Annotated in this window: 28 protein-coding genes and 1 other RNA gene; 12 read left to right on the top strand and 17 right to left on the bottom strand. The window is 68.1% G+C overall.

Going from position 1 to position 26,793, the window contains the following annotated elements:
• The first annotated feature begins 171 nt into the window (after nt 1–171).
• Nucleotides 172–624, top strand: a complete 453-nt coding sequence (locus J0J10_RS19145) for a GNAT family N-acetyltransferase (protein ID WP_291648272.1) — start codon at nt 172–174, stop codon at nt 622–624.
• 70 nt (nt 625–694) lie between these two features.
• Here J0J10_RS19145 and J0J10_RS19140 read toward each other — a convergent pair whose 3' ends face one another.
• The 12 genes from J0J10_RS19140 to J0J10_RS19085 form a co-directional block, all read right to left on the bottom strand.
• Nucleotides 695–1,711 carry a peptidoglycan -binding protein gene (locus J0J10_RS19140; protein WP_291641689.1) on the bottom strand — a complete coding sequence of 339 codons (1,017 nt, stop codon included), beginning with the start codon at nt 1,709–1,711 and terminating at the stop codon, nt 695–697.
• A gap of 52 nt (nt 1,712–1,763) precedes the next feature.
• On the bottom strand, nt 1,764–2,723 hold the full coding sequence (locus J0J10_RS19135) for a flagellar motor protein MotA (RefSeq protein WP_291648380.1): 960 nt from the start codon (nt 2,721–2,723) through the stop codon (nt 1,764–1,766).
• Nucleotides 2,724–2,869: 146 nt separating this feature from the next.
• Nucleotides 2,870–3,658, bottom strand: a complete 789-nt coding sequence (locus tag J0J10_RS19130; protein ID WP_291641687.1) for an inositol monophosphatase family protein — start codon at nt 3,656–3,658, stop codon at nt 2,870–2,872.
• Between the two features lie 95 nt (nt 3,659–3,753).
• On the bottom strand, nt 3,754–4,674 hold the full coding sequence (locus J0J10_RS19125) for a tetratricopeptide repeat protein (protein WP_291648270.1): 921 nt from the start codon (nt 4,672–4,674) through the stop codon (nt 3,754–3,756).
• Nucleotides 4,671–5,324: a thiamine phosphate synthase gene (locus J0J10_RS19120; RefSeq protein WP_291648269.1), complete on the bottom strand. Its 654-nt coding sequence runs from the start codon at nt 5,322–5,324 to the stop codon at nt 4,671–4,673. The genes J0J10_RS19125 and J0J10_RS19120 overlap by 4 nt, the downstream gene beginning before the upstream one ends.
• On the bottom strand, nt 5,321–6,475 hold the full coding sequence (locus tag J0J10_RS19115) for a benzoate/H(+) symporter BenE family transporter (RefSeq protein WP_291648267.1): 1,155 nt from the start codon (nt 6,473–6,475) through the stop codon (nt 5,321–5,323). Before J0J10_RS19115 ends, J0J10_RS19120 begins: the two co-directional genes overlap by 4 nt.
• 10 nt (nt 6,476–6,485) lie before the next feature.
• A complete protein-coding gene (locus J0J10_RS19110) occupies nt 6,486–7,310 on the bottom strand; it encodes a TIGR00282 family metallophosphoesterase (RefSeq protein WP_291648264.1) in 825 nt (274 codons plus the stop codon).
• A gap of 73 nt (nt 7,311–7,383) precedes the next feature.
• Complete coding sequence (locus J0J10_RS19105; RefSeq protein WP_291648262.1) at nt 7,384–7,959, bottom strand: 5-formyltetrahydrofolate cyclo-ligase; 576 nt, start codon at nt 7,957–7,959, stop codon at nt 7,384–7,386.
• A 6-nt stretch (nt 7,960–7,965) separates the two neighbouring features.
• Nucleotides 7,966–8,121, bottom strand: a non-coding RNA gene (gene ssrS, locus J0J10_RS19100) — 6S RNA.
• Nucleotides 8,122–8,270: 149 nt separating this feature from the next.
• Nucleotides 8,271–9,335 (bottom strand): D-alanine--D-alanine ligase family protein, encoded by a 1,065-nt coding sequence (locus J0J10_RS19095; protein WP_291648260.1) that lies wholly within the window; start codon nt 9,333–9,335, stop codon nt 8,271–8,273.
• A gap of 96 nt (nt 9,336–9,431) precedes the next feature.
• The gene (locus tag J0J10_RS19090) at nt 9,432–9,800 is read right to left on the bottom strand and encodes a cell division protein ZapA (RefSeq protein ID WP_291641403.1); all 369 of its coding nucleotides are present in this window, start codon (nt 9,798–9,800) and stop codon (nt 9,432–9,434) included.
• 13 nt (nt 9,801–9,813) lie between these two features.
• Nucleotides 9,814–10,110, bottom strand: a complete 297-nt coding sequence (locus tag J0J10_RS19085; protein WP_291648258.1) for a DUF4164 domain-containing protein — start codon at nt 10,108–10,110, stop codon at nt 9,814–9,816.
• Between the two features lie 327 nt (nt 10,111–10,437).
• Here J0J10_RS19085 and tkt point away from each other — a divergent pair, with 327 nt between their 5' ends.
• The 6 genes from tkt to fba all read left to right on the top strand — a co-directional run bounded on the left by tkt (nt 10,438) and on the right by fba (nt 16,901).
• Nucleotides 10,438–12,435: a transketolase gene (gene tkt, locus J0J10_RS19080; RefSeq protein WP_291648379.1), complete on the top strand. Its 1,998-nt coding sequence runs from the start codon at nt 10,438–10,440 to the stop codon at nt 12,433–12,435.
• Between the two features lie 97 nt (nt 12,436–12,532).
• Complete coding sequence (gene gap, locus J0J10_RS19075) at nt 12,533–13,543, top strand: type I glyceraldehyde-3-phosphate dehydrogenase (RefSeq protein ID WP_291641405.1); 1,011 nt, start codon at nt 12,533–12,535, stop codon at nt 13,541–13,543.
• A 71-nt stretch (nt 13,544–13,614) separates the two neighbouring features.
• The gene (locus tag J0J10_RS19070) at nt 13,615–14,076 is read left to right on the top strand and encodes a hypothetical protein (protein ID WP_291648256.1); all 462 of its coding nucleotides are present in this window, start codon (nt 13,615–13,617) and stop codon (nt 14,074–14,076) included.
• A 35-nt stretch (nt 14,077–14,111) separates the two neighbouring features.
• Complete coding sequence (locus J0J10_RS19065; RefSeq protein ID WP_291648254.1) at nt 14,112–15,305, top strand: phosphoglycerate kinase; 1,194 nt, start codon at nt 14,112–14,114, stop codon at nt 15,303–15,305.
• Between the two features lie 161 nt (nt 15,306–15,466).
• On the top strand, nt 15,467–15,724 hold the full coding sequence (locus tag J0J10_RS19060) for a hypothetical protein (protein WP_291648252.1): 258 nt from the start codon (nt 15,467–15,469) through the stop codon (nt 15,722–15,724).
• A gap of 94 nt (nt 15,725–15,818) precedes the next feature.
• Complete coding sequence (fba, locus tag J0J10_RS19055; RefSeq protein ID WP_066476075.1) at nt 15,819–16,901, top strand: class II fructose-bisphosphate aldolase; 1,083 nt, start codon at nt 15,819–15,821, stop codon at nt 16,899–16,901.
• A 212-nt stretch (nt 16,902–17,113) separates the two neighbouring features.
• On the opposite strand, the gene J0J10_RS19050 is transcribed toward fba, so the two are convergent.
• Entirely contained in the window at nt 17,114–19,120 is a 2,007-nt protein-coding gene (locus tag J0J10_RS19050; RefSeq protein WP_291648248.1) for a PhoX family protein, read from the bottom strand.
• A gap of 89 nt (nt 19,121–19,209) precedes the next feature.
• Nucleotides 19,210–20,559 carry a globin-coupled sensor protein gene (locus J0J10_RS19045; RefSeq protein WP_291648246.1) on the bottom strand — a complete coding sequence of 450 codons (1,350 nt, stop codon included), beginning with the start codon at nt 20,557–20,559 and terminating at the stop codon, nt 19,210–19,212.
• 210 nt (nt 20,560–20,769) lie between these two features.
• On the opposite strand from J0J10_RS19045, the gene J0J10_RS19040 reads away from it, so the two are divergent.
• Nucleotides 20,770–21,516 (top strand): YebC/PmpR family DNA-binding transcriptional regulator, encoded by a 747-nt coding sequence (locus J0J10_RS19040; RefSeq protein ID WP_291648244.1) that lies wholly within the window; start codon nt 20,770–20,772, stop codon nt 21,514–21,516.
• 120 nt (nt 21,517–21,636) lie between these two features.
• Here the strand turns inward: J0J10_RS19040 and J0J10_RS19035 are convergent, their stop codons facing one another.
• Complete coding sequence (locus J0J10_RS19035) at nt 21,637–22,416, bottom strand: sulfite exporter TauE/SafE family protein (RefSeq protein ID WP_291648241.1); 780 nt, start codon at nt 22,414–22,416, stop codon at nt 21,637–21,639.
• Nucleotides 22,417–22,611: 195 nt separating this feature from the next.
• Between J0J10_RS19035 and ruvC the strand changes: the two genes are divergently transcribed.
• Nucleotides 22,612–23,121 (top strand): crossover junction endodeoxyribonuclease RuvC, encoded by a 510-nt coding sequence (gene ruvC, locus J0J10_RS19030; RefSeq protein ID WP_291641427.1) that lies wholly within the window; start codon nt 22,612–22,614, stop codon nt 23,119–23,121.
• On the opposite strand, the gene J0J10_RS19025 is transcribed toward ruvC, so the two are convergent.
• Nucleotides 23,109–24,320, bottom strand: a complete 1,212-nt coding sequence (locus J0J10_RS19025) for an NAD(P)/FAD-dependent oxidoreductase (protein WP_366825803.1) — start codon at nt 24,318–24,320, stop codon at nt 23,109–23,111. The two genes, ruvC and J0J10_RS19025, sit on opposite strands and share 13 nt — an antisense overlap.
• 88 nt (nt 24,321–24,408) lie before the next feature.
• Between J0J10_RS19025 and ruvA the strand changes: the two genes are divergently transcribed.
• The 3 genes from ruvA to ruvB are packed head-to-tail and all read left to right on the top strand — an operon-like array spanning nt 24,409 to nt 26,548.
• A complete protein-coding gene (gene ruvA / locus J0J10_RS19020) occupies nt 24,409–25,026 on the top strand; it encodes a Holliday junction branch migration protein RuvA (protein ID WP_291648239.1) in 618 nt (205 codons plus the stop codon).
• Nucleotides 25,023–25,508: a GNAT family N-acetyltransferase gene (locus tag J0J10_RS19015; RefSeq protein ID WP_291648238.1), complete on the top strand. Its 486-nt coding sequence runs from the start codon at nt 25,023–25,025 to the stop codon at nt 25,506–25,508. Before ruvA ends, J0J10_RS19015 begins: the two co-directional genes overlap by 4 nt.
• Complete coding sequence (gene ruvB / locus J0J10_RS19010; protein ID WP_291641434.1) at nt 25,505–26,548, top strand: Holliday junction branch migration DNA helicase RuvB; 1,044 nt, start codon at nt 25,505–25,507, stop codon at nt 26,546–26,548. The genes J0J10_RS19015 and ruvB overlap by 4 nt, the downstream gene beginning before the upstream one ends.
• 6 nt (nt 26,549–26,554) lie before the next feature.
• On the opposite strand, the gene J0J10_RS19005 is transcribed toward ruvB, so the two are convergent.
• Complete coding sequence (locus tag J0J10_RS19005; protein WP_291648236.1) at nt 26,555–26,767, bottom strand: hypothetical protein; 213 nt, start codon at nt 26,765–26,767, stop codon at nt 26,555–26,557.
• Nucleotides 26,768–26,793 lie beyond the last annotated feature (26 nt).

The raw sequence follows: 26,793 nt of genomic DNA, 5'->3' as shown, positions 1-26,793 counted from the left end.
CTGGGAGGATCAGGTTCCGGAAAGGCCCTTGAGATCTGCCGGCTCCGGCGCTACAGGCCTGCCATCGGCAGAAGGAAGTTTATGCGCAGAGGCCTCGTCTGAACCGCATCCAGCGGTGTCATCAGCCCCCCAAGGGGCTTCTCTGCTTGCATTCCCATCTGCGGAAACATCATGAAAAACGTGGAAATCACGATCCGCGCCTATGAGGCGTCGACGGATCTCGAAACGCTGTCGGCCATCTGGTTCGCAGCTTCGCTTCTGGCCCACCCCTTCATCGGCGAGGAGCGCCTGCGTGAGCAGCGCGTCCTGATCGAGACGAAATATCTCCCCGAGGCTGAGACCTTCGTGGCCTGCCGCGCCGGAGAGCCGGTCGGCTTCGTCAGTCTCCTCGACAACTTCATCGGTGGGCTGTTCGTCGCGCCCGGCCAGCAAGGGCATGGCATCGGCCGGACCCTGGTCGCCCAGGCGCTGAAGCTGAAGGGCGAGCTCTTGCTGGAGGTCTATACCGGCAACGTCCAGGCCCTTCGCTTCTACGAGGCCCTCGGCTTCGAGGAGCAGTCGAGAAGGGCGCAGGACGATGAGGGCCTGCCGTTCGAGAACGCGCAGCTGCGCCTGAAGGCCTGATGGCCCGGCCGGGCGTCGCCCTGCCGTTCCTCGCGAATGCGGCTCCGGCCGCATTCGTTTCCGGTGCGCCTCAGCGCTCGGTGATCTTGAACTCGATGCGGCGGTTGCGGCGCCAGGCCTCGTCATTGTTGGCGACGTCGAGCGGCTGGAACTCGCCGAAGCCGGTTGCGGCAATGCGGTCGGCCGGGATGCCCTTGGTGATCAGATACTCGACCACGGCGACGGCACGCGCGGTCGAGAGATGCCAGTTCGAGGGGAACTGGGCCGAGCGGATCGGGCGGTTGTCGGTATGGCCGTCGACGCGCAGGATCCAGGGAATGTCCGGCGGCATCTCGCTGCCGAGATCGGCGATGATCGTGCCGAGCTTGTCGAGCTCGGCACGGCCTTCCGGCTTCAGCACCGCCTGACCGGCATCGAAGAAGACCTCGGACTGGAAGACGAAACGGTCGCCGACGACGCGGATGTCGGGCCTGGTGCCGAGCACTTGGCGCAGCCGGCCGAAGAAGTCGGAGCGGTAGCGCGCCAGCTCCTGGACGCGCTGGGCGAGGGCGACGTTGAGGCGCGAGCCGAGCTCGGCGATGCGGGTCTGCGATTCCTTGTCCTTGGCCTCGGCGGCACCGATCGCCTCCTCCAGGGCGGCGAGCTGGCGACGCATGGCGAGGATCTGCTGGTTGACCAGCTCGACGGTGGCCTGGGCCCGCGCCGAAAGCTGCTTCTCGGCTTCGAGCGCCTTCTGGCTCTCGGCGAGCTGCGCCGGCGCCTTGCCGTTGACGCTGTCGAGCATGCCCTGGATGCGGCTGCGCTCGGCCTGCTCGGTGGTCAGGGTCGACTGAAGCAGAGCGAGCGAATCCTTGGCCTCCTTGCCGGCGGCGCGCTCCAGCGCCAGCAGGTCGGTGAGCTCGGAGAGCTGGCGGTTCAGCCGGTCGAGCACCGTGTCCTTGCCGGAGATTTCCTGCGACAGGAAGAACTGGCCGAGGACGAAGACCGAGAGCAGGAAGACGATGCCGATCAGCATCGTCGAGAGCGCATCGACGAAGCCCGGCCAGAAATTGACGTCCTCGCGGCGATGGGAGCGGGACAGGGCCATGCGCTAGCTCCTTGCGGTCAGAACCGGCCAGGACCGGAGAACCGGGCCGGGCTCATGGCTCGGTCACCGTGTCGGCGGTCAGGCGTTCGATCAGGCGCTTCAGATCCTTTTCGCGGGCGGCCTGCGCTTCGACCCAGTCGCGAATCAGCTGCTGCTCGGAACGCATGTGCTGGACGAGGCCCTGGATGCCCTCGGCCAGATTGGTCATAGCCTGCGCCGCGGCGCGGCTGTTGGCGCCATCCTGGATCGCGGCATGGAGCTTGTCGAAGCGCTCGCCGAGGCCGTCGAGGCCGGCACTGGTGCTCGTGGCGGTGCTGGCGCCGAGATAGCCCTCGATCTCGTTGCGGAAGCGGCGCTGGGCCTGCGCGACCTGGAGTTCGAGGAAGCCCAGCACCAGCGAGCCGGCGATGCCGAACAGCGAGGACGAGAAGGACAGGCCCATGCCCGCCAGCGGCGCTGCGAGGCCGGCCTTGAGCTCGTCGAACAGGACCCCGGCCTCGGCACCGGTGCGCAACGACTTGATGACGTTGCCGACGGAGGACACCGTGTCGAGCAGGCCCCAGAAGGTGCCGAGCAGGCCGAGGAAGACGAGCAGGCCGGCGAGATAGCGCAGGACCTCGCGGCCGTCGTCGAGCCTGACGGCGATCGATTCGAGCAGGCTCGCCGCCTGGTCGGAGGCGAGGCTGCGCCGTTGCAGTGCGGGCAACACCGCGGCGAGCGGGCTGATCACCTGCGCGCGGCGAAGTGCGGCGTCCGCCGGGCTGGCGGCGAGCCGCGTCGCGGCGCGCGCCTCGCTGTCGATGCGCCAGAGCTCCCGCAGCGCGATCAGCACGCCGACCAGCAATGCGCCGACGATCAGGCCGTTCAGGCCCGGATTGGTCATGAAAGCGGAACGCAGACCGCCCTGGAGGATGAAGACCAGGAAGCCGATCAGCGCCAGGAAGACCAGCGCCCGGACGAAGTAGCGCAAGGGCCGCGAGAAGCGGAGCGTTTCGGAATGCAATGCGGGCATCGGCGCCGCAGCCGCATCCTCCCGCGCCACGGCCTCTGGGGCCGCTTCGTCATTGGCCATGCGTGGTATTCCGTTCCGTTTCTCCGCCCTTGGCAATGTCGCCTCCCGCCACGCCGGGATCAAGCGCGAATGCGGTCTACCCCGCCTCAGACCACCGTTTTGAGGGCGGCGCGCAGCGCGGGCTCGCCGGCTTCATTGCCGCAGATCACGTCATGGGCCGAAGTCGGCTGCTTGCCGTCGAGCGTTCCGAAGGTGCCGCCGGCTTCACGGACCATCACCGCCGCCGCGCCGAAATCCCAGGTGTTGAGGCCGCGCTCCCAATAGGCGTCCATGCGCCCGGCAGCGACATAGGCGATGTCGAGCGCGGCCGAGCCCATGCGCCGGACATTGGCGAAGCGCGGCATCACCGCCGCCAGTTCGCGCAGGAAGAGCGGGTGGCCGCCCTTGCCGATATGCGGCACGCCCATGCCGATCAGCATCTCGGACGACTCGCGGCGGCCGGAGACACGCATGCGGCGGTTGTTGACATAGGCGCCCTTGCCCTTCTCGGCGATGAAGAGCTCGTCCTTGGCGGCATCGTAGACCACGCCGGCGACGAACTGGTTGTCGCGCTCCAGGGCGACGGAGATGTTCCAGTGCGGAATGCCGCGCAGGAAGTTGTGGGTGCCGTCGAGCGGGTCGATATGCCAGCGATTGCTCTCGTCGGTGCCGACGACGACGCCACTCTCCTCCATGACGAAGCCATAGCCCGGCCGGGCCTTCTCCAGGGCGGCGCGCAGGATCTCCTCGGCCTTGTGGTCGGCCTTGGAGACGAAGTCGCCCGGGCCCTTGGCCAGGACCTGCAGGTTCTCGACCTCGCCGAAATCGCGCTTCAGAGAACGCGACGCCTTCATCACGGCATCGGTCATCACGGTCATCAGCGGGGAACGGATCATCTTACGAACCTCAGGGCGCGCCGGGGGCGGCAGAATGGGAGTGGGCTATCAAAGAGCGGGCAGTTGGCGCCGGTCGGGTGGCGCGAATTCCGCCGTCACTTGCTCGGTTGGCTCGGCGTCGTCAAGGCCGTGGCCTCGATCCGGTCGGCGGCGAGGCGGGCGACGCGGGCGAGTTGCTCCGGGGAGAGCCGTTCCAGCACCTCGTCCAGGGTCGCATCAGCGAGGCCCTGGCCGCGGGCCGCCAGATGCCAGGCCGCGGCCTCGGCGAGGTCGGGCGGCACGGTGCGGCCGAACTGGTAGAGCTTGGCCAGCCGGTTCTGGGCGATGGCGTTGCCCTTGTTGGCGGCGCGGATGAACAGCCGCGAGGCGGCGCGCTCATCCTTGGCGACGCCGTCGCCATTGAACAGCATGATCGCGTATTCGACCTCGCCGGCGACATTGCCGCTGGCGGCGGCCTTGGCCATCCATTGCGCCGCCTTCTCCGCATCGGCGGGAACGCCGCGGCCGATCTTGTGGAGCACGGCGAGCGCATGCATGGCGTCGCCGATCCCGGCATTGGCGGCGATGCCGAGCGAGGCGAGCGCACGCTTGTCATCGGCCGGCTGGCCGGTGGCGAGCAAGGCCAGAGCGAGATTGTAGTTCGCGGCCGGGTGGCCGGCGGCGGCGGCCTTCTCCAGCAGGGTGCCCGCCTTGGCGGGGTCGCGCGGCACGCCCTGGCCCTCAAGCGTCGCCATGCCGAGGGCGAAGATGGCGTTGACGTCGCCCCTTTCGGCGGCGAGCCGGTACCAGTCGGCGGAGGTGGCCGGGTCAAGCCGGATGCCGAGGCCCTGGCGGTAGATCTCGCCGAGCAGCGTCATCGCAGCAGCGTCGTTCGGATTGGTTTCGAGCCGCTTCAGCGCTTCGGTCTGGGCACGGCGATAGTGACCGGCCTGATAGGCACCATAAGCGAGGTCGGGCTCCGCCGCCCGGGCCGGCAGGGTGATGGCCAGCGCCAGCAAAGCGAGGCGCAGCCTCATCGAGCCTCCTTGCGCGCGGCATGCGCGGTGATCGCCGCATCGGCGGCGGCGACCTCGGCCCGGATATCGACACCCTCGGCGAAGAGCCACGCGCCCAGAGCCAGGAATTCGGCGCCGGTCTCGACCAGCGCGGGCACCGACCCGGCGTCGGGCGCATAGGCGATGCAGGGCGTCTCGAAGATCTCGGCCCACCAGGAGGCGCGCTCGATCACTGCGGGGAGCGGCGGCAACGAGCCGTCCGGACGCGGCTCGCCGAACATCACATAGTCGACCCCGGCCTCGCCGGCATCCATGGCGTCATGGCGCGAGCGCAAGCCGCCGACGCCGATGATCCGCTCCTGGCGCAGGCTGGAGCGGGCTTCGGCGATCGCCTCGACGCCCTCGGTGACATGGACACCGTCGGCGCCGCCGCGGCTGGCGACCTGGGCCGAGGCCTCGACCACGAGCGCGACGTTCTGCGCCTGTACCGGCGGGGCCAGCGCCTTGACGCGCTCGGTCAGGCTGCGCTCGTCGCCGGGCGCGAGCCGCAGCAGCACGGCCGCGACATCGCCGCCGGCGAAGGCCTGCATCAGGCGAAAGGAGATCGCGCCGGGGTCGAGGACCGGGGGCGTGACCAGCATCAGGCGGGTGCGGGGCGGTTGTGTGCTCATGATCGGCTGCGCAAACGGCCCGCGACGTGGTCCAATGTCAAGACCGCGAGGCCGGCGACGAGACTCCAGAAGGCCGAGCCGACGCCGAAAAGCGACAGGCTCGAGGCGGCGACGGCGAAGGTGACGACTGCGGCGAAGCGCTCCTTGTCGCTGCCCATCGCCTGGCCGAGCGCGCCGGTGAGCGAGCCGACGAGGCCGAGTCCGGCGACGGCGACGATCAGCGCCTTCGGCATGGCGAGGATCAGCGCCAGCAAGAGGCCGGCGGTGGCGGCGATGGCGAGCCAGAAGAAAGCGTACCAGATTCCGGCCTTCCAGCGCTCCTTCGGGTCGGGATGGGTATCGGCGCCGGTACAGATCGAGGCGCTGATCGCCGCCATGTTGACCATATGGGCGCCGGTCGGCGCGGTCAGGAACGACATCAGCCCGGTGACGAACAGGCAGGAGGCGGTCGGCGGATGATAGCCGGAGGCACGCAGCACGGCGAAGCCCGGCAGGTTCTGCGCGGCCATGGTGACGAGATAGAGCGGTATGCCGATGCCGAGGATCGCCGTCAGGTCGAGATGCGGGGCGATCAGCTCGATATGGGTGAGCGCGACCGGCCCGGCCGGCAAGGTCGCGGTGCCGGTGGCGAAGGCGAGCGCGAGGCCGGTGCCCAAGGCCGCGATGACGCCGAGAAACGGGTTCCATAGCCGCGCCAGCAGGAAGACGACGAGCAGGGGCAGCACCAGCGCCGGCTGCAGGCGCATCTCGTCGAAGACGGCGACGACGAAGCGGAAGATCACGCCGGCCAGCATCGCGGCGGCGATGCTCATCGGAATGCGCTCGACCAGCGCGCCGAGCGGGCGGAAGGCGGCGGTCGCCATCATCAGCGCGGCGGCGGCAAGGAAGGCGCCGACGGCCGAGGCCATGTCGACGCCGCTCGCAGCCGCGATCAGCGCGGCGCCCGGCGTCGACCAGGCGCAGATGATCGGCATGCGGTGCCGCCAGGACAGGATGAGGCTGGCGAGCCCCTTGGCGATGGCGAGACCGGCGAGCCAGGAGACGGTCTGGCCGGGCGTCGCGCCGAGCGCCTGCGCCGCCGCCAGCACGACCGCGACCGAGGCCGCATAGCCGACGAAGACCGCGACGAGGGCCGAGAAGAGCTGCGACATCGGCGCGCCCTTACGAATCCCAGGCGGTCGGCCAGGTCTCGGCGAGCTCGGGACCGATCCTGACCGCCGAGACGAATTTGGCGAGGCCGCTGACATCGTCGGTCTCGACGGCGATGCCGGAGAGCGTGCCCTGGCCGAGCGCGGCCTCGAGCCTGGAGCCCGGCGTCTTCTGCAGGAAGCGGCGGATCGACTCGTCCTTCTGCATGCCGAGGATCGAATCATAGTCGCCGCACATGCCGGCATCGGACTGATAGGCCGTGCCGGCGGGCAGGATGCGGGTGTCGGAGGTGGGGACATGGGTGTGGGTGCCGACGACGAGGCTGGCACGGCCATCGAGGAAATAGCCCATGGCCAGCTTCTCGCTGGTCGCCTCGGCGTGGAAGTCGACGACGATCGCATCGGCGACGTCACGCAGCGGGCAGGCGGACAGCTCGCGCTCGACCGCGGCGAAGGGATCGTCGAGCGGGTCCATGAACAGGCGGCCCATGACGTTGACGACGAGGACGCGGGCCCCGTTGCGTGCCTCGACCACGGCGGCGCCGCGCCCGGGCGTGCCCGGCGGGTAATTGGCCGGGCGGATCAGCCGGGGCTGGCGCTCGATGAAGACCAGCGCCTCGCGCTGGTCCCAGGAATGGTTGCCGAGGGTGATGACATCGGCCCCAGCGGCGAGGATCTCGTCGCAGATCGCCTCGGTGATGCCGAAGCCGCCGGCGGCGTTCTCGCCATTGATGACGACGCAGTCGAGATTCCAGCGCTGGCGCAGGCCGGGGAGGCGGTCCAGCACGGCCAGGCGGCCGGCGCGCCCGACGATGTCGCCGAGGAAGAGTAGACGCATTGTCGGGGTCTCTGTGGCAGCAGCGGTCGCTTTCACTGCCGCGATTGCGTCGGCAAATCAACCGTCGCGCCGCTTAGGCGCAGCGTATGGTTTCGTTCTCGGTGACGATCCAGTCGAGGCTGCGGTCATGCGGTTCGTCGGGGACGGCCGGGATTTCCTGCGCGGCATAGCCGATGCCGACCGTGGCGAGGGGGCGCAGCTCGGTGATGGCACGGTCGTAATAACCCTTGCCGTAGCCGATGCGGAACCCGCGCCGGTCGAAGGCGGCGAGCGGCACGATCAGCACGGCCGGCCGGAGCTCGGCCTCAGAAGGCTGCGGCACCAGCGTGCCGAAACCGCCGGGGACGATCGGCTCCCAGGGGGCCCAGCGCCGGAAATGCATGCGCCCGGCGACGATCGCCGGCAGGCAGAGCGGCAGGCCGCGTTCATGCAGCGCTTCGAGGATCGGGCGCGGATCGGCTTCCGAGCGCATCGGCCAATAGGCCGAGACCGGGCCTTCCGGGAAAGCCGGCAGCGCCAGCACCCGCTCGGTGATGGCCTCGTCCCAGATCAGCCGGTCGTCGAGCTCGAGCGCGTCGCGCCGGGCCAGGGCCTCGGCACGCAGCTTGGCCTTGCGGGGGGAGGGGGCGGGAGAGGCGGCTTCGGTCATGGACAGTGCGGAGCCACCTCGGCCGTGGAGATTTCGATCCCGGGACACCTACAAAGTAGGTGGGCGCCGTGTGTCCGGGTCCAGGGACCCGGTCAGGGACAGCTCCCTAGGGAGTCGTATGGGCCCGGGAATACATGACTCTCACGCACCAGGCAGCCCCGCCCCGCCAAGGTAAGGCGCATGCCGGCAAAGCGCCAGAGGGTTCATGTGATCGCCCGAGAAATTATGCGGCACTCCACCGCGAACCCTCATCCTGCGAGACGCCGCCTCGTGCTCGCCCCTCAGGATGAGGGCGCTGCCGGGTGTGTGCCTCAGGCCCCCCGCGCCAGCCCGTGGCGGATCACCCGATCGATCAGATCGGGATAGGCGATGCCGCTGGCGGCGAGCGCTTTCGGGAACATGCTGATATCGGTGAAGCCGGGGATGGTGTTGATCTCGTTGACCAGCGCGCTGCCGTCCGGGCGCAGGAAGAAGTCGACGCGGGCCATGCCGTCGCAGCCGAGCGCATGGAAGGCGCGCTTCGCCAGGGCCTGGAGCTTCGCGATCGTCTCCTGCGGCAGATTGGCCGGCACCTCGACCCGGGCCCCGTCTTCGTCGATGTATTTGGCCTCATAGGTGTAGAAGCCATGGCTCGCGGCGGCGGCGATCTCGCCCGGCAGCGAGACGATGGTCTCGCCATCGGCCTGTTCGAGGACGCTGAGCTCGATCTCGCGGCCTGCGATGAACTCCTCGACGAGGACGACGCGGTCGTGGCGGAAGGCCTCGGCGAGCGCGGCCGCGAAGCTCTCCGCGCTCGTCGCCTTGCTGACGCCGACCGAGGAGCCCTGCCGGGCCGGCTTGACGAAGAGCGGCAGGCCGAGCGCTTCGGTGGCCTGTTCGAAGCTCGGCATCTCGCCCGGCCGGGCGGTGAGCGAGCGGGCGACGCCGAGTCCGGCCTCGCGCAGCAGCCGCTTGGCGATGTCCTTGTCGAGCGCATTGGCCGAGCCGACGATGCCACAGCCGGCGAGCGGGACGCCGGCGACCGCAGCCAGTCCCTGGACCGAGCCGTCCTCGCCGTCGAGACCGTGCAGCACCGGGAAGAGCACGTCGATCTTGGGCAGGGCCTGCGGCGCGGCGCCATCCTGCAGGCGCAGCAGGCGCCCGCCACCGCCGGGCAGCAGGCAGAGCTCGGGGCCGCCCTGCGGGATCGGATCGGGCAGGACCCCGTTCTCCAGTGCGAGCTCGCGCCACTGGCCGGCCTTGGTGATCAGGATCGGCACGACGTCGTATTTCGCCTTGTCGATCGCCTTCACCACATTGGCGGCGGACATCAGCGAAACCTCGTGCTCGGCGGATTTGCCGCCGAGGAGAATTGCCACCCGGACCCTGTCGCTCATCATCATCGCCTTCATCGACTCGTTCAGCTCCCGAGCCTCAGTCCGGGATGATTGAGGAATTGCAAAGGCGGCGGCGCCGCCGCGATGATGGCTTGATCAGCCCGCCGCGGTCGGAAGCAGGCTGCGCGCCACGCCCTCGATGCGCTCGGCCGCCGCCTCGAGCGCATCGGCCGCGCGCTGCTCGATCTCGCCGGCGCGCTGGTCGGCCGAGCCGGCGTCGCCCTGCAGCGAAGCCAAATGGTCCTCCAGCCTTGCGACCTTTTTCTGCAACTCGCTGACCTCGTCGGCGACCATCAGCGCGGCCATGACATGCAGGCGCATATCGCCGATCTCGCCGAAAGCCTGACGCATCTCCTCGATCTTGCCGTCATAGAGGCGGGCGAGATTCTCCAGATGGGGCTCCTCGCCCTCGCCGCAGGCCATCCGGTAGGCCTTGCCGGCAATGGTGACGTTCACCTGCGGCATCTCTGCTCTTTCTTCAGCTTTCAGCGTCGTCCGGCGCTTCGGCGCGCGCGATCATCTCGTGCAGGGCCGTCATCGCCTTGTCGAGCCGACGGTCGACCTCTTCGGCAGCGCCCTGGACATGGCCGAGCTTCGCCATGGTGCCGTCGAGCTCGACGGCGAGGCGGGCGCGGTCGTCCTGCATCAGCGTCAGCTCGGTTTCGAGATTGGCACGGCCGCGCTCGGCCTCGAGCCGCCGACGGGCGGCCGCTTCGAGCTGGCCGAGCGCGCCTTCGAGGCGCGACAAGGCGTGATCCAGTGCCGGAGACGCCACGTTTCTTCCTTTTCAGGCCGGCGCAAGCCGGCTCAACCGATTCGGGAGCCTAGTGCATGTCGCCGCACCCCGAAAGGCCGGCCTTGGCCCGGAAACGCCTCTAAGGCTATGAAGCGCCGGGCGATTCACAGGAATTCCGTGCCGTGCGCGGGCCGCTGCCAGTCCGGGAAGCGGTGGATTGCGCAAAAATCGTCTGGGTGGTTCGAATTGACTCCGCTCGCGGCGAAGGCATATCGAACGCGCGCCTTTTTCCGCAACCGTTTCCCGCTCGCCGGCCCGTTTTCACGCGCGAGCGGATGTCCTGCCCCCCGGAGTGAGCCAATGACGATGCCCGCGATCGACCGCGCCCAACACGAGCGGCTCGCCAACGCCATTCGCTCGCTCTCCATGGATGGTGTCGAGCAGGCCAAGTCCGGCCATCCGGGCCTGCCGATGGGAGCCGCCGACATCGCCGCGGTGCTGTTCTCGCGCATCATGAAGTACGACGCGGCCGCGCCGTCCTGGCCCGACCGCGACCGCTTCGTGCTCTCGGCCGGCCATGGCTCGATGCTGATCTACGCGCTGCTCTATCTGACCGGCACGGGCGGCCTCGGGCTCGACGACCTCAAGAAGTTCCGCCAGCTCGAATCGAAGACCCCGGGGCATCCCGAGAACTTCATGACCAAGGGCGTCGAGACCACCACCGGCCCGCTCGGCCAGGGGCTCGCCACCGCGGTCGGCATGGCGATGGCCGAGCGCATGCTCGCCGCCGAGTTCGGCAAGAAGCTGGTCGACCACAAGACCTATGTGCTGGCTTCCGACGGCGACCTGATGGAGGGCATCAGCCAGGAGGCGATCGCGCTCGCCGGCCACCACAAGCTCAACAAGCTGATCGTGCTCTGGGACGATAACGGCATCTCGATCGACGGGCCGCTCTCGATTTCCGATTCGGTCGACCAGGTCGCCCGCTTCAAGGCCTGCGGCTGGAAGTCCGAGCGCGTCGACGGCCATGATCCCGATGCGATCGAGGCGGCGATCCGCCGCGCCCAGAAGTCGAACAAGCCGACCATGATCGCCTGCAAGACGGTGATCGGCTTCGGCGCGCCGAAGAAGGCCGGCACCTCCAAGGCCCATGGCGAGCCGCTCGGTGCCGAGGAACTCGCCGCCGCCAAGAAGGCGCTCGGCATCACCGGCGGCCCGTTCGTGGTCGCCGCCGACGTGCTCAAGGCCTGGCGCGATCTCGGCGCCGCCGGCGCCGCTTCGCACAAGGAATGGCAGGGGCTGCTCGCCGGCCTCTCCGAGCGCAAGCGCGGCGAGTTCGAGCGCCGTCTCGGCCTGACCCCGCCGGCCAAGCTCGGCAAGGCGGTCATCGCCCACAAGAAGGCACTCGCTGCCAATCCGCAGGCGGTCGCGACCCGCAAGGCCTCGGAGCTGGCGCTCGATGCGATCGTGCCGGTGATGCCGGAACTGGTTTCCGGCTCGGCCGACCTGACGCCGTCGAACAACACCAAGGCCAAGGGCCTCGAGGACTTCACCCCGAAGACCCCGAAGGGCCGCTATATCCGCTACGGCATCCGCGAGCACGCAATGGCGGCGGCGATGAACGGCATCACCCTGCATGGCGGCTTCCGCACCGCCGGCGGCACCTTCCTGGTCTTCGCCGACTATGCCCGCCCGGCGATGCGCCTCGCCGCGCTGATGGGGCTGCCGGTCGTCTATGTGATGACCCATGATTCGATCGGCCTCGGCGAGGACGGGCCGACCCATCAGCCGGTCGAGCACCTCGCCTCGCTGCGCGCCATGCCGAACATGCGCGTGCTGCGTCCGGCCGACGCGATCGAGACCGCCGAAGCCTGGCAGATCGCGCTCGAGCGCACCGACGGGCCGACCGTGCTCGCCCTCTCGCGCCAGAATCTCGCGCCGCTGCGCCAGGACGGCACGGCGACCAACCGCGCGGCGAAGGGTGGCTATGAGCTGCTCGCCGCCGAGGGCGGCAAGGCGCAGGTCTCGCTCTTCGCCTCGGGCTCCGAGGTCGAGATCGCGGTCGCGGCGCGCAAGCTCCTGGCCGAGAAGGGCGTGCGCGCCCGTGTCGTCTCGGTACCCTCGCTCGAGCTCCTGCTGGAGCAGGACGAGACGGTGAAGGCGGCGATCATCGGCGAGGCGCCGGTCAAGATCGCGGTCGAGGCGGCGGTCCGCTTCGGCTGGGACGCCGTGGTCGGCGCCGATGGCGGCTTCGTCGGCATGTCCTCCTTCGGCGCCAGCGGCCCCTACAAGCAGGTCTATGCGCATTTCGGCATTACGCCGGAAGCAGTGGCGGAAGCCGCGATCAAGCGCCATAACGCCTGAGTTTCTGCGGCCAAGCCATGCATCCGCCATGGTTTGGCCGATTTGCCCGCACTAATGGCGCTGGCTGCGCCGCCTGAAGGCGAAGGAGAGGATTGAGATGACGGTCAAGGTGGCGATCAACGGCTTCGGCCGCATCGGGCGCAATGTTCTGCGCGCGATCATCGAGTCGAAGCGCAAGGATATCGAGGTCGTGGCGATCAACGATCTCGGCCCGGTCGAGACCAATGCGCATCTCTTCCGCTTCGATTCGGTGCATGGCCGCTTCCCCGGCACCGTGACCGTCTCCGGCGACACGATCGATGTCGGCCGCGGGCCGATCAAGGTCACCGCCGTGCGCGATCCCAAGGATCTCCCGCACAAGGCGCTCGGCGTCGATATCGCGCTGGAATGCACCGGCATCTTCACGACGCGCGAGAAGGCGAGCGCCCATCTCGCCGCCGGCGCCAAGCGGGTGCTGGTCTCGGCCCCCTGCGACGGCGCCGACCTCACCGTGGTCTACGGCGTCAACCATGGCGAGCTGACCAAGGACCATATCGTCGTCTCGAACGCCTCCTGCACGACCAACTGCCTCGCGCCGGTGGTCAAGGTGCTGCATGACGCCGTCGGCATCGACAAGGGCTTCATGACCACGATCCATGCCTATACCGGCGACCAGCCGACGCTCGACACCATGCACAAGGATCTCTATCGCGGCCGCGCCGCGGCGATGTCGATGATCCCGACCTCGACCGGCGCCGCCAAGGCGATCGGCCTCGTCATCCCCGAGCTGAAGGGTCGCCTCGACGGCACCTCGATCCGCGTGCCGACGCCGAACGTCTCGGTCGTCGATTTCAAGTTCATGTCGAAGCGCAAGACCACGGTCGAGAAGATCAACGACGCCATCATCAAGGCCAGCAAGCGCGGGCCGCTGAAGGGCATCCTCGCCGTCACCGACCAGCCCAACGTCTCGATCGACTTCAACCATGATCCGGCCTCGTCGACCTTCGCGCTCGACCAGACCAAGGTGATGGACGAGAAGCTCGTCCGCATCCTGACCTGGTACGACAATGAGTGGGGTTTCTCGAACCGGATGAGCGACACCGCCGTCGCCATGGCGAAGCTGATCTGACCCGACCGGGTCCATGAATGGCCGCGCCCTGCGCGGCCATTCCTCTTTCACGAACGGGAAAGCCAGAGCGCATGAACAAGATCGAGCCTACCGTCGCGAACCCGTCGCCCGCTCCCGAGGCGATCATTCCGCCCGCCCCGACCATGGCCGAGGCCGCTGCGGCCCGCGCCGCCGAGATCAAGGTCGCCGAGCCGGTCGCCGCCGGCGATCCGCGCAAGCTCGACCAGCTCTCGCGCATCGAGGAGAAGGCGGCCCGGATCGAAGAGAAGTTCGCCCGCTACGAGGCTGTGCTGACGCGCGCCGAAGCCTCGCTCGAGCGCAGCGCCCAGAAGGTCGATCTCGCCGCCGGGACCATGGACTTCGCCGGGCTGCGCGAGGAGCTTTCCGCGCTCCGCCAGCGCGTCAACGCGACGCCGCGTTTCGGCGCGCTGCTCCTGACCGGCATCGTGACCGCGATCCTGACGGTGATCCTCACCGTGATCGTGCTGAAGAACGGCTTGCCCGGTATCCTGCCGCCGAGCCTGCCGCGCTGACGCTGCCCACGCCCCGACCATCAGAAGAGATCGCGATGCCCGCTTTCCGTACCCTCGACGACGCCGACCTCGCCGGAAAGCGCGTTCTTGTCCGCGTCGACCTCAACGTGCCGATGGAAGACGGCAAGGTCACCGACGCGACAAGGATCGAGCGGGTGCTGCCGACCATTCGCGAGATCTCGGAAAAGGGCGGCAAGGTCGTCCTGCTGGCGCATTTCGGCCGGCCCAAGGGCCGCGACGACAAGAACAGCCTGCGGCAGGTCGTTCCGGCACTCGCCCATGCGCTCGGCCAGCCGGTGATCTTCGTCGCAGATTGCATCGGCGAGGATGTCGCCAAGGCGGTCGCAGCGGCGAAGAACGGCGAGGTGCTGCTGCTCGAGAACACCCGCTTCCATGCCGGCGACGAAAAGAACGACCCGGATTTCGTCAAGGCGCTCGCCGCCAATGGCGACATCTATGTCAACGACGCCTTCTCCGCGGCGCACCGGGCGCACGCCTCGACCGAGGGGCTGGCGCATGTGCTGCCGGCCTATGCCGGCCGCACCATGCAGGCCGAGCTCGAGGCGCTCTCGGCCGGCCTCGACAGCCCGGCGCGGCCGGTGATGGCGATCGTCGGCGGCGCCAAGGTCTCGACCAAGCTCGAACTGCTCGGCAATCTCGTCAGGAAGGTCGATGTGCTCGTCATCGGTGGCGGCATGGCCAACACCTTCCTGGCGGCGCGCGGCGTCAATGTCGGCAAGTCGCTCTGCGAGCATGATCTCGTCGGCACTGCCCGGGAGATCGAGGCGAAGGCCAAGGCGGCCGGCTGCGAGATTCTGTTGCCGGTCGATGCGCTGGTGGCGCGCGAGTTCAAGGCCAATCCCGGCCACCGTGTCGTCTCGATCGGCGAGGTCGCCGATGACGAGATGATCCTCGATGCCGGGCCGCTCAGCGTCGCCGAGGTCGTGCTCAAGCTCGACAAGGTCAAGACCGTGGTCTGGAACGGCCCGTTCGGCGCCTTCGAGTTGCCGCCCTTCGACACCGCGACGGTGACGGTCGCCAAGGCGGTGGCGGAACGCGCCCGGACCAACCGGCTGGTCGCGGTCGCAGGCGGCGGCGACACCGTCGCGGCGATGAACCATGCCGGTGTCGCCGACGAGCTGACCTATGTCTCGACCGCGGGCGGCGCCTTCCTCGAATGGATGGAAGGCAAGGCACTCCCCGGCGTCGAGGCGCTGCGGCAGGGCTGACCGGCGGCCGCAGCCTGTGGTTGCGCGACGTCGTGTTCATGCTATGTTCTCTTTTTGGAGTGCGCGAAGGTCAGGGATGGGCTGATCCGCTAGACGCGGGGCGTGAGGCTTTTCGCCTCTTGGATGCGATGTCACGACGATTTCGCTGGAGCCGCGTTGCGATGAGCGAGAATGTTCAGACTTCAATGTTCGAGATACTGAAGAAGATTCAGGCGGACATTGCCTCGTTCCGAACCGACGTGAACGAGCGCTTCACGCGTGTTGAAGCGCGCTTCGAAGGGCTCGATGAACTCGTCCGCAAGCAGCGGCGCGACACGGCTGGCCTCCTCGTCATGGCCAAAGCCCTGACCGGCGACTTCGCCGAGCAGGTCGCGGCTATCGAGGAGCGCGTCGCGGCACTCGAAGCGCGCGGTCGCTGACCGCGTTCACGCTGTCGGTGCCTTTCGCTTTGCGTCCGCCACAGTTCGATTCTAAACCCCTTCAGATAAGTCAGAATCCACCCGGAGGACCGCTGTGGCCCGTATTACGCTTCGCCAATTGCTCGACCATGCCGCCGAGAACGACTACGGCGTGCCCGCCTTCAACATCAACAACATGGAGCAGGCGCTGGCGATCATGGCGGCTGCCGACGCCACAGATGCGCCAGTGATCATCCAGGCCTCGCGCGGCGCCCGTTCCTACGCCAACGACATCATGCTCAAGCACATGATGGACGCCGTCACCGAGATCTATCCGCATATCCCGGTCTGCGTGCATCTCGACCACGGCAACGAGCCGGCGACCTGCATGACCGCGATCCAGGCCGGCTTCACCTCGGTGATGATGGACGGCTCGCTCAAGGCCGACGGCAAGACCCCGGGCGACTGGGATTACAATGTCGGCGTCACCAAGACCGTCACCGACATGGCCCATCTCGGCGGCATCTCGGTCGAGGGTGAGCTCGGCGTGCTCGGCTCGCTCGAATCCGGCGAGGGTGAGAAGGAGGACGGCCACGGCTTCGAGGGCAAGCTCAGCCACGACCAGCTCCTGACCAACCCGGACGAGGCGGTGAAGTTCGTCGCCGAGACCAAGGTCGATGCGCTCGCCATCGCCATGGGCACCTCGCATGGCGCCTACAAGTTCACGCGCAAGCCCGACGGCGCGATCCTCGCGATGCACGTCATCGAGGAGATCCACAAGAAGCTGCCGAACATGCACCTCGTGATGCATGGCTCGTCCTCGGTGCCGCAGGACCTGCAGGACATCATCAACCAGTATGGCGGCAAGATGCCCCAGACCTGGGGCGTGCCGGTCGAGGAGATCCAGCGCGGCATCAAGCACGGCGTGCGCAAGATCAACATCGACACCGACAACCGGATGGCGATGACCGGCCAGATCCGCAAGATCCTGTCCGAGAACCCCGGCGAGTTCGATCCGCGCAAATATCTCAAGCCGGCCATGGAGGCGATGACCAAGCTTTGCAAGCAGCGCCTGGAAGAGTTCAACACCGCCGGCCAGGCTTCGAAGATCAAGCGCGTCATCACCCTGGCCGACATGGCCAAGCGCTACGCCAAGGGCGAGCTCGACCCGACCTTCGGCGCCAAGAAGGCGGCCTGATCACGGCGTCTAGCGCATCGGTCATGGTCGGGCTTGTCCCGACCATCCACGCCTTCGCGTCACTGATCGAGCGTGGTGTTCAAGACGTGGATGCTCGCCACAAGGGCGAGCATGACGGCTGAGCCCCATGGCAGCCTACCAGTAAATCGCCCGGAAATGCCGGGCGTCTCCGTTTTCAAGAGATGGTCGGGTCAAGCCCGACCATGCCGCGTTCACACGCCGATCTTGCCGCCGCCCTTGCGGGTGATCGCCACCACTGAAGGGCGCACCGGCATGTCGGGCCTGAAGTCGGGCCAGCGGGTCGAGAGGTCCTCATAATAGGAGCGGCGGCCGAATTCCGGCCAGTCCGGGCCGTCGTCGCCGGGGTGCTGGACCGCGACGAAGGCGGTGGTGTCGTCGGGCGTGAAGCAGGGGCCGCAGAGCTCGGCGCCGTGCGGCACGCGGTAGAACAGCTTCGAGGTCCGGCGCGCCGCGCCTTCGGTGTCGACCGCCCAGAGCCCGTCGGTGCGGCCGGTCTCCTTGGGTCCGTTGCCGTCGGTCGCGACCCAGAGGCGCCCGGCGGAATCGACCACGGCATTGTCGGGCATGCCGAACCAGCCATTCTTGCTAGTCTCGGTCGAGAAGCTCGCCCCGACCGCGGCGACCGACGGATCGCCACAGGTCAACAGGATCTCCCACTTGCCCCTGGTCGCGGTGAAATCGCCGTCATCCTCGATGATCTCGATGATGTGGCCGAAAGCGTTCCTGGCGCGCGGATTGGCGGCGTCGACCTGGTCGTCCTTGCGGCGCGTATTGTTGGTCAGCATCACATAGACGCGGCCATTGACGCCGTTGGGGGTGATGTCTTCCGGACGGTCCATCTTGGTGGCGCCGAGCAGATCGCCGGCGCGGCGGGCTTCGATCAGCACATCGGCCTGGCCAGAGAAGCCGTTGGCGGCGGTGAGCGGCCCCTCTCCGTAGGCGAGCGGCAGCCATTGGACCGTGCCGTCCGCCGCGAACTTCGCGACATGGAGCGTGCCGGAATCGAGCAGGTCCATGTTGGCGGCGCGATTATTCGGATCGAAGCGGCCGGCCGTGACGAATTTGTAGACATAGTCGAAGCGCTCATCGTCGCCGAGATAGACGACGACGCGGCCATCCTTCGCGACGATGTTGTCGGCGCCCTCATGCTTGAAGCGGCCGAGCGCGGTGCGCTTCTTCGGTACCGAATTCGGATCGAAGGGGTCGACCTCGATCACCCAGCCGAAGCGGTTGGCCTCGTTGGGCTCGCTGGCGAGGTCGAAGCGCTCCTCGAAACGGCCCCAGGCATAGGGCGAAGAGGGGATGGCGAGACGCTTGTAATTGGCCTCCTCGCGGTGGCCTTCCGGCAGCTTGCCGGAGAAATAGCCGTGGAAATTCTCCTCGCCGGAAACGAAGGTGCCCCAGGGCGTCATCGCGCCCGAGCAGTTGTTCAGCGTGCCGAAGACCTTGCGGCCGCTGGCATCGGCCTTGGTCCGGACGCGCTCGGTCCCGGCGACGGGGCCGGACAGCTGCATCTCGGTGGCGGCGGTGAGGCGGCGGTTCAGCTTTGAATCCTTGACCAGCGCCCATTTGCCGTCGGTGCGGCGGATCTCGGCGAGGGTCGCGCCATGGGCCATCGCCTCGATGGCGTAGCGCTCCCTGGTCGCGTTCTTCATCACCGGCTTGCCGTCCTTGATCTCGACGACGCCCGGGAACATCAGATGCGGGTTGGTGTATTCGTGATTGACGAAGAGCACGCCATGGCCGGACGGGTCGGCGGCGCCCGGCAGGGGCAGATAGCCGACGAAGTCGTTGTTGTAGCCGAACTGCCTGGCCTGGGCCTCCGGCGTCTGCCCGGCCGGATCGAAGGCCGGCGCGTCTGGGAAGAGCGGGTCGCCCCAGCGCAGCAGGACATCGGCGTCATAGCCTTCGGCGACATGATGGTCGGCATCGACACCGGCTTCGACCTCCTTGAAGGCGAAGGCCGAACCCTCGGCGCCGCGCGCTTCGGCGCGTTCGGCGGTCGCGAGGGCGGCGGTAGCGACCGTTGCGGAGATCGCCGAGACGGCGAGCGCGCCCTTGAGCAGGCCGCGCCGCGAGAAGCGCTGGCCGATCAGCTCACCCATCGTCGGATTGTCGGTGGGGTTCTGCGGGGCGGCGTCCTCATGCTCGAGCAGGCTTGCGCCGAAGGTCGATTCATAATGGGGATCGTCGCTCATCACCGTCTCTCCATGGCCTGCCTCGATCCGGTCGAACCTAGCCGTTCGGCTTGACGGGGCCGTGACAGCGCCGCGACGGCCGATGCCGTTCAGGCCGCGCGATTGCGATGGGACAGGTTCTCGAAGGCTTCGGCAAGCAGCCCGGCGTGGTGGGAAAGGGATTGCGCCACGCCGAGCACGTCTCCGACGCTCGCGCCGGCGATCTGGGCCGCCTCGTTGACCGAGCCGATGGTCTGGGCGACCTCCTGGGTGCCCTGTGCGGCGAAGTTGACGCTACGCGCGATCTCCTCGGTCGCGGCGCGCTGCTGCTCGATCGTGCCCGCGATGTTCAGCGTCGTCTGGTCCATGCCCGAGACGAAGCCGGTGATGCTCTCGATGGCGAGAATCGCCTCGCGGCTGCGAGCCTGCATGGTCGGGACCTGTGCGGCGATCTCGTCGGTCGCCTTGCCGGTGCGCTCGGAGAGCTGCTTGACCTCCTGGGCGACGACGGCGAAACCGCGTCCGGCCTCGCCGGCACGGGCTGCCTCGATCGTCGCATTGAGCGCCAGCATCGAGGTCTGGCTGGCGAGGGTCCTGATCAGGTCGACGACCGAGCCGATGGTTTCGGCGGATTGCGCCAGACTCTTGACGATGACCTCGGTGGTCCGCGCCGCGGCGCTGGCGTCGTGGGTCTTGGTCGTGGCGCCGGCGATCTCGGCGGAGATGTGGCTCAGCGAGATCGACAGTTCCTCCGTCGCATTGGCGACATTGCGGACATTCTCGGACGCCGCGTCGGAGGCGCTGGCTGCCGCCAGCGCCTGGAAGCTGGTTTCCTGGACGGTGTCGCTCATGGTGCGCGCCAATGTCTCGATCACCCGGGCGCTGCCGCCGACCGAGGCGACGACGTCGCGAACCGTGACCTCGAAGGCCGCGATTTCGGCCTGGCTGCGCTCGCGGCTCTGCTTCTGGACGAGGGTATAGGTCTCGAGCAGCAGTTCGAGGTCGAGCTGCACGGCCTTCTGCAAGGCGGCGCGTAGGGCTATGCGCCGGTTGAGCTCGCGACGCTGCCAGAAGCGCAACTGTCCCAGGCCGACGCGCAACAGGCCGAGCTCGGCGCCGATCGCATTGCCGACGATGGCATGACAGATGGCGACGCCGTGGACGGGCACGCCATGAGCATGGAAGGCGCTGGCCAGCGCATGCGCCGATTTCAGGAAGCCGTCGTCGATCTCGCCCGAGACCAGCCTGATCCAGTGCGCGAGGCGCAGCGCGTGGACCTCCGGTTCCTGCATGGCCCGCAGGATCTCGGGCCAGGCCTCGAAGCTGGCGTGAAGTTCCTCCAGCAGGCCGGGAAGGCGAGTCTGGGCGAAGTCGCGCTGCCGCTTCAGCAAGGCGAGGTCATGGGCGTCGATGCGAAAGGTGCGCAAGCGGGCGTCGTGTTCGATGATGGCGTCGCTCATGCGCAACTTCTGATCGCCTGGGACATGGAGACAGGTGCTCCTGGCGACTTTGCGAAGAGTTCGAAAACAAAGGCTTAAGCGCGAGCCGCCGTTGCGTTATCCCGAACCCGGCGCCCTGTGCGCTTGCTTCCGGCCGACGCCACTGACTATAACGCGCGCCTGCGCGCGCCCGCGGGCAGGCACAGCGATCAGAGCGGAGGCGACCAAGCCATGGCCGGGCATTCCCAGTTCAAGAACATCATGCACCGCAAGGGCAAGCAGGACGCGGTGCGTTCCAAGCTGTTCTCGAAGCTGGCCCGTGAAATCACCGTTGCCGCCAAGATGGGCATGCCCGACCCGAACATGAATCCGCGCCTGCGCATGGCCGTGCTGGCCGCGCGCGCGGAGAACATGCCGAAGGACAATATCGAGCGCGCGATCAAGAAGGCGATCGGCGGCGAGGGCGAGAACTATGACGAGGTCCGCTACGAGGGCTACGGCCCGGGCGGTGCGGCTGTCATCGTCGAGGCGCTGACCGACAACCGCAACCGCACGGCCTCGGCGGTGCGCTCCTACTTCACTAAATCCGGCGGGGCGATGGGCGAGAGCAATTCGGTCTCGTTCATGTTCAACCGGGTCGGCGAGATCAGCTATCCCGCCGAAGCCGGGGATGCCGACAAGGTGATGGAGGCGGCGATCGAGGCCGGCGCCGACGATGTGCTCAGCGACGAGAACGGCCACACCATCCTGTGCGCCTTCGATGCGCTGAACGATGTCAGCAAGGCGCTGGAGACGTCGCTTGGTGCGCCGGCCTCTGCCAAGCCGGTCTGGCGGCCGACCACGACCGCACCGCTTGACGAGGACAAGGCGGCGTCGATGATCCGCTTGATGGAAGCGCTCGACAATGACGACGACGTCCAGAACGTCTTCGCCAATTTCGAGATCGCCGACGAGGTGATGGCCAAGCTCAGCGGCTGAGGCCGGACAGGCGCAGCGCGATGGTCGGGCCCGTCCCGACCATCCGCGTCTTCCTTTGGGAAGGGCGGTGGCCAAGGCCTGGGTGCTCGCCACAAGGTCGAGCCTGACGACTATGGCGCATCAGCGCCCGAGCAGCGCATCCCAGAGCGGCAGGCCGGCGATCGCGCTGAGGAAAATCGTCATATAGGCGATGCGCCGGAAGGTCTGCTCGGAGGCGAGCCTGAAGGCGTGCGTGCCGATCCAGAGGCCGGCGCCATAGATCAGGAAGAGCGGCAGCGCCATCATCAGGGCCGCGACGCCGAGAATGCCCTTGATCCAGAGGATGGTGCCGCTGACGATGGTGCCTAGGCCGAAATAGGTCTGCATGTTGGCACGCGTCTTGTGGCGGTCGTTGCGCTGAGCACCGAGCCAGAAGACGGCGAGCGGCATGCCGCCAATGCTGGCGAGCCCGTTGCAGAGCCCGGACAGGGCGCCGACGCCGAGCGAAAGCGGGATGCCCGGCTGGCCGTGATAGCGCCAGCCGGAGGCGAGCAGTGCCACCGTGGCGAGCACGAGCGAGGAGAGCAGCCAGCGCATCGTCGTCTGGTCGAGCCAGACCAGCAGGGTGAGGCCGATCGGCAGGGTCAGCGTCGCGGCGATCAGCAGCGGAACGACCTCGCGCCATTCGGCTCTTTTGGCTGAGCGCGCCGCCAGCGGCAGGGCGAAGGGCACGTCGATCACCCAGATCAGGCCGAGCGCCGCGACCGGGCCGAGCACGACCGAGGCGAGCGGCATGAAGACCATGGCGAAGCCGAAGCCAGTAAAGCCGCGCACCAGCCCGCCGAGAAAGGTGGCGAAGAGCAGCGTGGCGATGCCCGAGGCGGTGAGGCCGGGGAAGAAGGGGGCGATGAGTTCGAGCATGGCCTCGGGCAGGGTGACTGAACTCTCAACTCGCCCCAAGCGGCCATGCGATCAACCCCTGTTGCCGTGATGACGGCGATGACCGTCAAGCATCGATCGGACGATGGGCGTTCGTGAAGGCCAGCCGCATGATGGCGTGAGGCTTCGCCCCGACGGAGAAGGCAAGCTGCCCGGAACGTGCTCTAAGCTGCCGTGATGAACGCGATTCGTATCCTCGGCATCGACCCCGGTCTGCGCAAGACCGGCTGGGGCGTCATCCTCAGCGAGGGGACCAAGCTCGCCTTCATCGCCTGCGGCGTGGTCGAAAGCGAGCAGAAGGCCACGCTGGCCGAGCGGCTGCGGCAGTTGCATGACGGCATCGCCGGCGTGATCGCGGCGCATGCGCCGGGGGAGGTCGCGGTCGAGGAGACTTTCGTCAACCGCGACCCGCAATCGGCGCTGAAGCTCGGCCAGGCGCGCGGAGTCGCTTTGGTGGTGCCGGCGCTGGCGGGGCTCGAGGTCGCCGAATATGCGGCGAATCTGGTCAAGAAGACGGTGGTGGGCGTCGGCCATGCTGACAAGAAGCAGGTCCAGGCGATGATCCGTGTGCTGCTGCCCAAGGCCGAGACGAAGAGCGCCGACGCTGCCGACGCTCTGGCCGTGGCGATCTGCCATGCCCAGCATCGTGGCGCCCGGGCGATGCTGGCGAAGTATCAGGTCCGGTAGGCGTAGAGTTCGGCGTCCGGATCGCCCTTGCCGGTGAGCCCGGCCCGGACGATCTCGGCGCCGATGCGGCTATAGGTGATGCCGTTGCCGCCGAAGCCCATGACCGCCCAGCAATTCTTCAGCCCGGGCAGCTCGCCGATCGTCGGTAGCCCCGTGGCCGAGGCGCCGAAGGTGCCGGCCCAGGCAAAATCGGCCCGTATGTCGAGTTCCGGGAAGAGCCCGGCGAGCTTCCTCTGCAAGGTTTTGGTCTTGGCTGCGATCAGCCGGTCGCGCGCCTCTTCGTCGACGAAATCCTCGTCCTCGCCGCCGCAGATCACCCGGCCATCGGGCGTGGTGCGCAGATAGAGATAGGGCTCGGACGCCTCCCAGACGAAACAGCGCTCCGGCCAGAGGCGGCGCGGCTGCGCGGGGGTGGCGATCGCCCAGGTCGAGATCGCCTGATGTCCCTTCGGCTCCAGCCCGAGCGGGATCTCGTAGCCGGTGCAGAATACGACATGGCGGCAGCTTATATGCGTGCTGGCCTTGGTCCGCAGAACGACCGAGCGCGGCCTCGCGTCGATGTCGACGATCTCGACCGGGCTGGCGAGCCGCGCACCGCGGCCGATCGCGGTACGCAGGAAACCAGCGGCGAGTGCGCGCGGATCGACCTCAACATTGTCATAGCCGAGCAGGGCGGCCCGGTGTGCGATGCCGAAACGCTCCTCGACCGCGGTTGTGCCGAGGAAAGCGGTCTCGAACCCGGCGCGGCGGCGGGCCTCGCCCTCGTGCGACAGGGCCTCGGCATCGAGCAGATCGCCGGCGAGATAGAGGGAGTCGCGCCGCCGCATCGGTGCCAGCGACAAAGCTCGGATGCGGGCGTAAAGCCCGTCCAGGGCCAACCGAGAGCGCCGCCAGGCCCGGATCGCCGCTTCCTCGCCGATCTGGCGCGAGAGCTTGGTCAGGGGCTGGTCGATCTCGTATTGGAGGAGGGCGGTGCTGGCGACGGTCGAGCCGCGCACGGGGCCGCGCCGGTCGACGATCAGCACGTCCAGCCCGACCTCGCTGAGCGCGTCGGCGACCATGGCGCCCGAAATACCGGCGCCGATGACGACGACATCGGCACGCGCATCAGCCAGAAGTTTCCAGCCCGGCACGGACGGCGCCCGCTTCTCCTGCCAGACCGAGCGGCCGGTCCGCAGGTCTCTCTTTCTCGTCAGCACGCGGCGCCCCCCATTTCCAGCGGAGAACGCATGATCGCCGCGAATGATCCGCGCTGGCCGAAAGGGGCGATCATGCTAACAGGTTGGCATGATCGGAAAGCTAAAGGGCCTCATCGATTCGTATGGGGAGGACTTCGTCATCGTCGACGTTCAGGGCGTCGGCTATGTCGTGCAGTGCTCGTCGCGGACCCTGCAGCGCCTGCCCAAGACGGGCGAGGCTGCGGCCCTGTCGATCGAGACCCATGTCCGCGAGGATGCGATCCGGCTCTACGGCTTCCTGTCGGATACCGAGCGCGACTGGTTCCGGCTGATGCAGACGGTCCAGGGCGTCGGCGCCAAGGTCGCGCTCGCGATCCTCTCGACGCTGGAGCCCGGGGCGCTGGCGACGGCGATCGCGACCGGCGACAAGGCGGCGGTGGCGCGCGCGCCCGGCGTCGGGCCGAAGCTGGCGCAGCGGATCTGCGCCGAGCTCAAGGACAAGGCGCCGTCCTTCGGCCATATCGATGCCGGCGTCGCCGAGCTCGCTGGTGCGCTCGACGACAAGCGTCTGCCGCAGCCAGTCGCCGATGCGGTCTCGGCCCTGGTCAATCTCGGCTATCCTCAGGCGCAGGCGGTGGCGGCGGTCGCAGCTGCGTCCCGCGCCGCAGGAGAGGGAGCCGGGACGGCCCAACTGATCCGCCTCGGCCTGAAGGAGCTGGCGAAATGAGCCACGCGCCGGAACTGGTCCGCGAGGTCGAGGACAAGAGCGCCTTCCTCGCGCTGATGATGCGGCATTGGGGCTCGCATCGCATGATGATCGGCCTGAAGACCTATGATTGCGCCGAGATCCCGCTGCTCGGCCTGTTCTCTGCCGCCGGCGAACCTTTGGCGCTGGCGAGCTGGTCACCCGATGGCGACACGGCCGTGCTCTGCGCGCTGCATGCGCTGAAGCCTGGCGAGGGCGCGGCGGAGCGACTGCTCGAGGCGGTCAAGACCGCGGCGAATGCGCGCGGCGCCGTCAGGCTGCGGGCCATGCTGACCAATGACAACATGCCGGGCCTGGCCTTCTACCAGAAGCTCGGCTTTCGCTTCTCGGGGCTCTATGTCGAGGCGATCGACGCCTATCGCTCGGTGATCCCGACGATCATCAAGACCGGCTATCAGGACATTCCCGTGCGCGACGCGCTCGAACTGGAGATCGCGCTGTGAGCGAGCCGCGCCGATTGGTGACGCCCGAGCGCCGCGAGGACGACAGCGAGAACTCGCTGCGGCCGCTTTCGCTCGCCGATTTCACCGGCCAGGCGGCGGCGCGGGCGAACCTCCAGGTCTTCATCAATGCGGCGCGGGCGCGCGGCGACGCACTCGACCATGTCCTGTTCGTCGGGCCGCCCGGCCTCGGCAAGACGACATTGGCGCAGATCGTGGCGCGCGAGCTCGGGGTGAATTTCCGCTCGACCTCGGGGCCGGTGATCGCCAAGGCCGGCGACCTTGCGGCGCAATTGACCAATCTCGAAGAGCGCGACGTGCTCTTCATCGACGAGATCCACCGGCTCAACCCGGCGGTCGAGGAAATCCTCTATCCGGCGATGGAGGACTACCAGCTCGACCTGATCATCGGCGAGGGGCCGGCCGCGCGCTCGGTCAAGATCGACCTGCCGAAGTTCACTTTGGTCGGCGCGACGACGCGGGCGGGGTTGCTGACGACGCCGCTGCGCGACCGCTTCGGCATTCCGGTGCGTCTGCAGTTCTACACGGTCGAGGAATTGCAGGGCATCGTCGCGCGGGGCGCGCGGGTGCTCGGCGTGCCGATGTCGGATGACGGCGCCAACGAAATCGCGCGCCGGTCCCGCGGGACGCCGCGCATTGCAGGGCGCCTGCTGAGACGCGTGCGCGACTTCGCCATCGTCGATGGCGACGCCATCGTCACCCGCAAGGTCGCCGACAAGGCGCTCGGCCTGCTCGAGGTCGACGGCATCGGTCTCGACCTGATGGACCGGCGCTATCTGACCATGGTCGCGGTGAATTTCGGCGGCGGGCCGGTCGGCATCGAGACCATCGCTGCGGCGCTCTCCGAGCCGCGCGACGCGATCGAGGAGATCATCGAGCCCTTCCTGCTTCAGCAGGGCTTCCTGCAGCGCACGCCGCGCGGGCGCCTTCTGACCGCGCATGCCTTCCGGCATCTCGGCATGGCCGAACCCAACCGCGAGACGGCGCAGTTCGGCCTGTTCGGCGACGACGAGGATGCCTGACCGGGCCTAACGGCGCGCGAATTTCGCGCGCTGCATGGCCGGCAGTTGGCCGGCATGCTCAAGCGCGCCGGAAGGCGCCTCCCGAGCATTCTCGATCGGCTGCATGCCTTCGCCGGCGTTGCGGCTGTCGGGAGGTGTCGGCCCGGTTTCGGCCTTGCGCTTCTGATCGAGCGCCTTGCGGGCCCTGGCCTGCTGGGCTGCATCTCGCAGCTTCGACATCGGCAAGTCTCCTCGTGTCCTGCGAG

It is taken from the genome of Allobosea sp. (assembly GCF_017308075.1).
Lineage (GTDB): Bacteria > Pseudomonadota > Alphaproteobacteria > Rhizobiales > Beijerinckiaceae > Allobosea.
Note: the sequence above shows the minus strand (reverse complement) of the source record. Positions and strands in the feature narration are given on the sequence as shown.

Coding starts and splice junctions, on each gene's coding strand:
- J0J10_RS19145 (WP_291648272.1), top strand. CDS start 172: ATGAAAAACGTGGAAATCACGATCCGCGCCTATGAGGCGTCGACGGAT.
- J0J10_RS19140 (WP_291641689.1), bottom strand. CDS start 1,711: ATGGCCCTGTCCCGCTCCCATCGCCGCGAGGACGTCAATTTCTGGCCG.
- J0J10_RS19135 (WP_291648380.1), bottom strand. CDS start 2,723: ATGCCCGCATTGCATTCCGAAACGCTCCGCTTCTCGCGGCCCTTGCGC.
- J0J10_RS19130 (WP_291641687.1), bottom strand. CDS start 3,658: ATGATCCGTTCCCCGCTGATGACCGTGATGACCGATGCCGTGATGAAG.
- J0J10_RS19125 (WP_291648270.1), bottom strand. CDS start 4,674: ATGAGGCTGCGCCTCGCTTTGCTGGCGCTGGCCATCACCCTGCCGGCC.
- J0J10_RS19120 (WP_291648269.1), bottom strand. CDS start 5,324: ATGAGCACACAACCGCCCCGCACCCGCCTGATGCTGGTCACGCCCCCG.
- J0J10_RS19115 (WP_291648267.1), bottom strand. CDS start 6,475: ATGTCGCAGCTCTTCTCGGCCCTCGTCGCGGTCTTCGTCGGCTATGCG.
- J0J10_RS19110 (WP_291648264.1), bottom strand. CDS start 7,310: ATGCGTCTACTCTTCCTCGGCGACATCGTCGGGCGCGCCGGCCGCCTG.
- J0J10_RS19105 (WP_291648262.1), bottom strand. CDS start 7,959: ATGACCGAAGCCGCCTCTCCCGCCCCCTCCCCCCGCAAGGCCAAGCTG.
- J0J10_RS19095 (WP_291648260.1), bottom strand. CDS start 9,335: ATGAGCGACAGGGTCCGGGTGGCAATTCTCCTCGGCGGCAAATCCGCC.
- J0J10_RS19090 (WP_291641403.1), bottom strand. CDS start 9,800: ATGCCGCAGGTGAACGTCACCATTGCCGGCAAGGCCTACCGGATGGCC.
- tkt (WP_291648379.1), top strand. CDS start 10,438: ATGCCCGCGATCGACCGCGCCCAACACGAGCGGCTCGCCAACGCCATT.
- gap (WP_291641405.1), top strand. CDS start 12,533: ATGACGGTCAAGGTGGCGATCAACGGCTTCGGCCGCATCGGGCGCAAT.
- J0J10_RS19070 (WP_291648256.1), top strand. CDS start 13,615: ATGAACAAGATCGAGCCTACCGTCGCGAACCCGTCGCCCGCTCCCGAG.
- J0J10_RS19065 (WP_291648254.1), top strand. CDS start 14,112: ATGCCCGCTTTCCGTACCCTCGACGACGCCGACCTCGCCGGAAAGCGC.
- J0J10_RS19060 (WP_291648252.1), top strand. CDS start 15,467: ATGAGCGAGAATGTTCAGACTTCAATGTTCGAGATACTGAAGAAGATT.
- J0J10_RS19050 (WP_291648248.1), bottom strand. CDS start 19,120: ATGAGCGACGATCCCCATTATGAATCGACCTTCGGCGCAAGCCTGCTC.
- J0J10_RS19045 (WP_291648246.1), bottom strand. CDS start 20,559: ATGAGCGACGCCATCATCGAACACGACGCCCGCTTGCGCACCTTTCGC.
- J0J10_RS19040 (WP_291648244.1), top strand. CDS start 20,770: ATGGCCGGGCATTCCCAGTTCAAGAACATCATGCACCGCAAGGGCAAG.
- J0J10_RS19035 (WP_291648241.1), bottom strand. CDS start 22,416: ATGCTCGAACTCATCGCCCCCTTCTTCCCCGGCCTCACCGCCTCGGGC.
- ruvC (WP_291641427.1), top strand. CDS start 22,612: ATGAACGCGATTCGTATCCTCGGCATCGACCCCGGTCTGCGCAAGACC.
- ruvA (WP_291648239.1), top strand. CDS start 24,409: ATGATCGGAAAGCTAAAGGGCCTCATCGATTCGTATGGGGAGGACTTC.
- J0J10_RS19015 (WP_291648238.1), top strand. CDS start 25,023: ATGAGCCACGCGCCGGAACTGGTCCGCGAGGTCGAGGACAAGAGCGCC.
- J0J10_RS19005 (WP_291648236.1), bottom strand. CDS start 26,767: ATGTCGAAGCTGCGAGATGCAGCCCAGCAGGCCAGGGCCCGCAAGGCG.